Here is a 6078-nt window from a genome sequence, read left to right on the forward strand (position 1 = left end):
TCACAACCGTCCCAGCAGGCGCGGATTTGGTCACAAACCCGGCCGCACAGAATAATTCTGTATCGACTGAGTCAGACGCCTTGCCGTCGGCGCCTTTATAGCTATAGTCCGCGCCTCTTGCGGTGAGGTGGCCGAGTGGTCGAAGGCGCACGCCTGGAACGCGTGTAGGCGGTGTCCCCGTCTCGTGGGTTCGAATCCCACCCTCACCGCCACTCAGACCGGCAGGTCTCGTCTCTTTCCATGAACTGGCAATTTCTTCCCCAAATTTCCGGGGCTTGCGAAGCCGTGTCTGTAACTGAGACCGAACGAACTCACCCCAATACCCCGGATAACCCCGAAAGTCTCAAACCGCCATGTTCGGTGGTCCGAGTACTGGAGATTTCCCTGATGGTGCTGGAAAAACAGGGATTCGGAACCAATTAGCTTCTCCGGATTAGCCCGGGCCGCCTGCAGGTCTCTGTATTTACGAGGTAAAATAAGAAATTCCCTGCTCAACAGAACAGGGAATTCGAAAATCTGAGCAGGGAATTTTCAGGCGAGATGAGGGAGGAAAGCACTCGATCAGGAAATACGTTTTCCCGCTAGTTCGTGAACCCGAAGAGACGCTCCTGTTCTGACCAGTCGAGCGGAATATCCGCGCGGACAAAAGTGTTGCTGGTGAGGTGAGCAGGCTGCGTACCTTTAAGGATCGCGTCCATGATCTTCGGTGAGAGGAAGGCCATCTGAAGGCGATCACGGATGAACCGGGAGGAGAGGTTTTCTCGCTCGGCGATCTCTTCCATTCGGACTCCGGCATGGATGTCTTCAAGCCAGGCGAGGGCTCGGCCAAGGTTCTTCTGAAGATTGGTATCGGGCGTGGGGGCCTGGTCAGAAAGAATGAGTTTCGTTTCAACGCCGCGTCTTCTGTGAGTGAATGGAGCATCAAAGGTCATAAGTCCCTCATCATCGCCCTCGGGGCTGGCGAGCGCAGCGGTGATAGTGAGCTTGCCGGGCGCAACCACGACCTTCCGAACAGCCGCTAAACGTGTTTCTTGATCGGACTTCGACAGCGCTTCGAACGTGTTTGTCCGTTCTGATATTTCAGTGACTGATGTGTTCTGTCCTGCCGAGAGTTCACCCGGGCGTTGAGAGAAGTGTCGGCTGACGCTCGCGGCAACGGCATCCTCGAGTGTCTTGGCCGGCAGGCGCAGCCCATCGACATTCGTGTTTCCCGATTTCCGGATCAGATCGCGTGACACATAATACCGAAAACGTCTCGAACCCCGCGAGGTGTGCGAGGGTGTCAGACGTCGTCCTTCGTCGTCAAAGACCTTGCCAGCCAGCGGGCTTACGATCTTACCAGGCTTGGATGCTCTTTGTTTGACCGCCCGACGGGACGCCGCGTCGAGTTTTTCCTGAACCCGTTTGAAAACCTCGTCATCAACAATGCCTGTGTGTTGGCCTTCGTGGATGATGTCCTTGTGCCGGATCTTCCCGATGTAGAGCGGGTTGCGGAGCAGGTTTTGAATGCGCCCGCGGGAGAAGGACTTGCCGCCTCGCATTTTCGGATCGTTTGCCTCGCGGGTCTTTGTGCGGAGACCCTCCCGGTCGGCGGCGAGTTCTACCAGGCGGAGGCATCCCAGTTCATCGTACAGGTTGAAGATTTTCCGTACGGTTTCCGCCTCACCGGGGACGACATCCAGCGTGCGCCCATTTGGGGTGTAGCCCAGTGGGATGTATCCGCCCATCCAGAAGCCCTTTGCCTTGGATTGGGCCAGCTTGTCTCGGATGCGTTCCGCCGTCACTTCTCGCTCAAACTGAGCGAAGGAGAGCAAGACATTCAACGTCAATCGGCCCATGGACGTTGAGGTGTTGAATGATTGGGTGACCGATACGAAGGAAGCTCCGGCCGCGTTCAGGCGCTCGATGAGTTTGGCAAAGTCGGGCAGAGACCGCGTCAGCCGGTCGACTTTGTATACGACGACCAGGTCAACCCGCCCCGCATCGATATCGGCCAGCAAACGCTGCAGTGCCGGGCGCTCGAGCGTGCCACCGGACACGCCGCCATCGTCGTAGTGCTCAGCAAGTTGTTTCCAGCCCTCATGGCGCTGAGAGGCGATGTAAGCCTCGCAGGCTTCGCGCTGGGCATCGAGCGAGTTGAAGTCCTGATCCAATCCCTCTTCTGAGGATTTGCGGGTGTAGATGGCGCAGCGAAGCGTGGTCTCACTCATGCCGAAGCCTCCCGTGAACAGATGCCGAAGAAGCGCGGCCCGGACCACCGGGTGCCTGTGATGGCTTGTGCGATCGCCGAGAGAGAACGGTAGGTCTGACCGCGCCAGGAGAAGCCTTTCTCGAGAACCTCTACCTCATGCGCGACCCCATTCCATTCGCGGATGAGCCGTCCCCCGGCGACGAGGCCGGGAGCGCTCGGCCGGGCGTCTCCTTGCGCGAGCTTTATGAGCTTCTTCACATCTCGCTTGGAAAACCGCCTGCTTGCACGGGCCTGGAGTTCGTAGGCCAGAATGCGTCGCATTAGGCTCGCGCTCAGGCGCTTGGGCGGCTGCGTTTTGAACGTCTCAATCCAGAGAGGACAGAGCTCAGCGTGTGACATGTCTTTTAGCGCTTCGATCGCTTGAGTGGTCATCTCCTAACCCTCCCGTGCGAGCCGGTAGCGGCTGTGGTTGGTGTCTCTGAGGGGTGGCAATTTCTCGATGACGATGCCGTCTTTTTTCAAACCGGTTAGGGCGGCTCGTGTCGTGTGAGGCAGCCATCCAAGCGTCGCGGCGATGTGATCGACGGTCACGCCCTTCGCTGATGAGAGGAGTTCAACCAGCCGAGCCTTCTTGGTGCCGGTCCGATACTTGGATGTCGGTCGCGGTTTTTTTGCTGGCGTGAGGACCTGGTCTGCGGGGATAGATGTGGTTGGCATTGTAGCCTCCGTGTTGTGGGAGGCGCCTGATCCGCCCCCTTGCACTGAGGCGAGCCCGGGATCGCTTGACAGGATCAGCTCCGGGCGTGGGTCCATGCATGCTCGATTATTCGCTCAAGTCCAGCGCAGAACTGCTCGACAGTGAGATTGCGAGTTTCAGATCTTCGCGCGAAAGCAACGGAGGCGGGCCGAACGGCTCGCCAACAGGCGAGAGTGCCTGGTCGGCTTGGTGTAACTCTAGGAGCGCCAGGAGAATCGCAAGCCTTGTGGACCGAAGCGCCTCTCTCGACGGTGCAACATGCCCGTTCACTGAAGCTGTGTGCGCGTCTTCAATCGCGGCTGTTGCATTGGCGAATAACTCGCCGATGTCGGTAGACTGGCTCATAACGCAAACAGCACCGCTCGATTGAGCGGTGCTGGTCCAGACCAAAAAGCATAAACGTTTTAGCGGGTGCCGTAATAGGGCGCGAACCTTCCAAATTCGTCTCGCATCGCACTGCCTTCCCCGTTAGCGCTGACAAAGCTTCGCCCTCGGGGGCCGCGCACCCATTTGAGGAACTGCGAGATACTATCGATCTGGTCGTCATGACGACCGTCCGGAAAAGCGCGCATTTCGTTCAACAGGTCGCGCCAGGTTTCGGCTTCCGGATTGAAAGCGACACGGCCGTCGTAGAGCATATCCAACTGCGCCTCGAGCCGCTCGGACTTGGAGCCTTTCGCTTGGATGCCAATGATCCCTTCACGCCGTTTCTCAGTGCGGAGCTGCTGAAGAATGCTCGAGCCGGAAGAGCTGTCCTCGATCAGAACTTTTTCCGCGCGCCAATAGTCTCGCAATGAGAGGACCTTTTCCTTCAGCTTAGGAAATTCGAGCCGACCGCGGTAGATGTCGAGAAGGTACCAGATGCCCCGGCAGTGCCCCCATGTCGTACACACGGAGAAGTCATTGCTAGGATCTGCCTTAGACGCTGTATCCCAAGACTGGACACACAGGTCGCAGTCATCCGGGTCGGGGAATTCGTCAGTAAGGTGAAGCTGTTCGGGATTGATCAAGGCACCTTCAGGCGCGACAGGGTTTTGCTGGAATTGCGCTGAAAACTCCCGTGCACCCAAATCCTTTCGGATGGCTTGCAACACTTCCATGTCCATGCGGCGCTGATTGAGAAGATCACCTGCTTCGCGCTTCCAGTTCTTGCCGATGTCGATCGGGAATGACGCCTTGGTCTCCGCAATTGCCGGCAGGTTGAGGTGATCGTATTCGCCAGACGTGATGAGTCTTGCTGGCAGATCGTCCTCATGAAGGCGCTGCTGGATGGAAATCAAGGATCCCTTAGCGGGATCATTGAAGCGAGAAAGCAAGGTTCCCGAAAAAGTTTTGTGGACCTTTTCTCGCATCACCTCGGATGTGGCGTCTTGTGCCTTCATCAGGTCATCGACGATAATGAGATCTGCGCCAAATCCTGTTGCCGCACCACCGGATGAGACGCACCGTCTTGATCCGCCAGCACTGGTTTTCAGCTCAGATTGATTGCTCTTATCGACCCGAGTCCGAGGGAAGAGTGTCTTGTATCACTTCGAATGCATGACCGATGCAAACCGGGTCGCATGTTCCCGTGAGAGTTCGTCGCCATAGGTGACAACGAGAATCTTGCAGGACGGATTGTGTCCGAGGGCCCAGGCAGGCAGTGCCACCGCCGCGGAAATCGATTTCAGATGCCTCGGAGGAATAGTGACAACGAGTCGACCACGATCTTTTTCATGTGCCGACTGAAGCGCAAACGCCAGAGCTCTCAAGTAGTCGTCGGGCGGCATGGAGCGCCCTTCGAGATGTTTGAAAACGGCCCCGAGGAAGAAGTAAAAGCGAGACCTGCGAACAGCGTTGGCTTGTTGATTGACGTCGATCATGAGCCATCCTCGCCAAGGGCCGCGGAGCTGTTCATCCTCAAGAGCTCTTCAATCACCTGCCGGTCTTCTTCGGCACTAAAGACCGCTAGAGCCTCCTTCTCGTTCTGGTGGGTCTCGTCGCCGTAGCGTTCGAGGAGTTTGATGATCAGAGTGGTTGCCTTGTCATCGCCTTCCAGCATCGCCTTGGTCAGCTGGATAAACTTGGCTTCCAGCACCGACACCGTTTTCGTTCGCCCGCCTTCGCGGATCGTAATCCGCTTGTTCAAACGCTCGTTGAGAATAGTCGCGATGTTTTTGGAGCCTTTCGGACGCCCCTTCGGATTGCCCGATTGTCCCTTCTTGAATTGTCCGGCCTTGGGAGGGTTGGCATAGCCTACCGGGCGATGAGGGTCGTGGCCTCCGGTGTCCGGCTTTGAGACTTGCGGGCGTTGGCGACGACGAATGTTGTGCTTGGGAGTAGACATTATGCGTCCCCTCCGGCGTTCAGGTCACGCTCCGCCTTGAGCTCGGCATAGGTTTCGCCGCTACCTTCCAGCGTCGCAGCAAGCCCGAAAGCCGCCGTCATGCGCTCAATGATCGTATCGATATAAACGGGATCGAGTTCCAGCAGGACGGATTTGCGGCCCGCCTTTTGTGCTGCAACCATGGTCGTTCCCGAACCGCCGAAACAGTCGACGACAGTCTCACCGTGAGCGGTGACGTCCTTGATGGCGTCGATCACCAGTTCTACCGGTTTTACCGTCGGGTGGACCGACAGCAATTCATCGCGCTGTTTGCCGCCCGTGTTCATGCCGGCATAGGTCCAGACATTGGTGCGATTGCGACCGTACTTTCCGAGTTGAACGTTATTGCGATGCGAAGCGCCTGCATTCCGGAACACGCAGATCAATTCGTGCTGCGACCGATAGAGCGATCCCATACCACCGGTCGTTTTGTCCCAGACCACCATATTGATGAGCTCGAAACCTGCGTCCTCGCCGGCTTCGACCAGGCTGGCGATCGAGCGCCAGTCCATGCACGAGAAGAGCACGCCACCAGGTTTCAGAGCCTCATGAAGGCGTTGGTGGGCCGTTGTCAGGAATTGCGCGAACTCGTCAGCACTCATCTCGCCTGAGGCCTGCACGAATTCGCGGTGCTTGACCTTGCCCAGTCCACAGACGTGCTTGTCGATCTTCACATTGTAGGGCGCATCAACAAACGCGGCGTCGGCTTTGATGCCACCAAGTTTCGCCCAGGTTTCCGGCGCGAGCGCGTCACCGCAGATCAGG

General features: G+C 57.5%; 7 protein-coding genes and 1 tRNA gene. 1 reads left to right on the forward strand and 7 read right to left on the reverse strand.

Features of this window, described 5'->3' with window-relative positions; translation table 11 throughout:
• The first annotated feature begins 121 nt into the window (after positions 1 to 121).
• A tRNA-Ser gene (locus tag Q1V57_RS14680) sits at positions 122 to 212 on the forward strand.
• Between the two features lie 369 nt (positions 213 to 581).
• On the opposite strand, the gene Q1V57_RS14685 is transcribed toward Q1V57_RS14680, so the two are convergent.
• The 7 genes from Q1V57_RS14685 to Q1V57_RS14715 all read right to left on the reverse strand — a co-directional run.
• On the reverse strand, positions 582 to 2210 hold the full coding sequence (locus Q1V57_RS14685; RefSeq protein ID WP_300532344.1) for a recombinase family protein: 1629 nt from the start codon (positions 2208 to 2210) through the stop codon (positions 582 to 584).
• A complete protein-coding gene (locus tag Q1V57_RS14690) occupies positions 2207 to 2623 on the reverse strand; it encodes a DUF2924 domain-containing protein (protein ID WP_300532345.1) in 417 nt (138 codons plus the stop codon). The genes Q1V57_RS14685 and Q1V57_RS14690 overlap by 4 nt, the downstream gene beginning before the upstream one ends.
• Positions 2624 to 2626: 3 nt before the next feature.
• Positions 2627 to 2908, reverse strand: a complete 282-nt coding sequence (locus Q1V57_RS14695) for a DUF3489 domain-containing protein (RefSeq protein WP_300532347.1) — start codon at positions 2906 to 2908, stop codon at positions 2627 to 2629.
• Between the two features lie 444 nt (positions 2909 to 3352).
• Entirely contained in the window at positions 3353 to 4330 is a 978-nt protein-coding gene (terL, locus tag Q1V57_RS14700) for a phage terminase large subunit (protein ID WP_300532348.1), read from the reverse strand.
• Between the two features lie 144 nt (positions 4331 to 4474).
• On the reverse strand, positions 4475 to 4810 hold the full coding sequence (locus Q1V57_RS14705; RefSeq protein ID WP_300532350.1) for a hypothetical protein: 336 nt from the start codon (positions 4808 to 4810) through the stop codon (positions 4475 to 4477).
• Positions 4807 to 5274 carry a DUF5681 domain-containing protein gene (locus Q1V57_RS14710; protein WP_300532351.1) on the reverse strand — a complete coding sequence of 156 codons (468 nt, stop codon included), beginning with the start codon at positions 5272 to 5274 and terminating at the stop codon, positions 4807 to 4809. Before Q1V57_RS14710 ends, Q1V57_RS14705 begins: the two co-directional genes overlap by 4 nt.
• Positions 5274 to 6078, reverse strand: an 805-nt coding sequence (locus Q1V57_RS14715) for a site-specific DNA-methyltransferase (RefSeq protein ID WP_300532353.1), incomplete at its 5' end; no start/stop codon positions are given. The genes Q1V57_RS14710 and Q1V57_RS14715, both read right to left, overlap by 1 nt.

The organism is Maricaulis sp. (assembly GCF_030149425.1).
Classification (GTDB): Bacteria; Pseudomonadota; Alphaproteobacteria; order Caulobacterales; family Maricaulaceae; genus Maricaulis.

Coding starts and splice junctions, on each gene's coding strand:
- Q1V57_RS14685 (WP_300532344.1), bottom strand. CDS start 2,210: ATGAGTGAGACCACGCTTCGCTGCGCCATCTACACCCGCAAATCCTCA.
- Q1V57_RS14690 (WP_300532345.1), bottom strand. CDS start 2,623: ATGACCACTCAAGCGATCGAAGCGCTAAAAGACATGTCACACGCTGAG.
- Q1V57_RS14695 (WP_300532347.1), bottom strand. CDS start 2,908: ATGCCAACCACATCTATCCCCGCAGACCAGGTCCTCACGCCAGCAAAA.
- terL (WP_300532348.1), bottom strand. CDS start 4,330: ATGAAGGCACAAGACGCCACATCCGAGGTGATGCGAGAAAAGGTCCAC.
- Q1V57_RS14705 (WP_300532350.1), bottom strand. CDS start 4,810: ATGATCGACGTCAATCAACAAGCCAACGCTGTTCGCAGGTCTCGCTTT.
- Q1V57_RS14710 (WP_300532351.1), bottom strand. CDS start 5,274: ATGTCTACTCCCAAGCACAACATTCGTCGTCGCCAACGCCCGCAAGTC.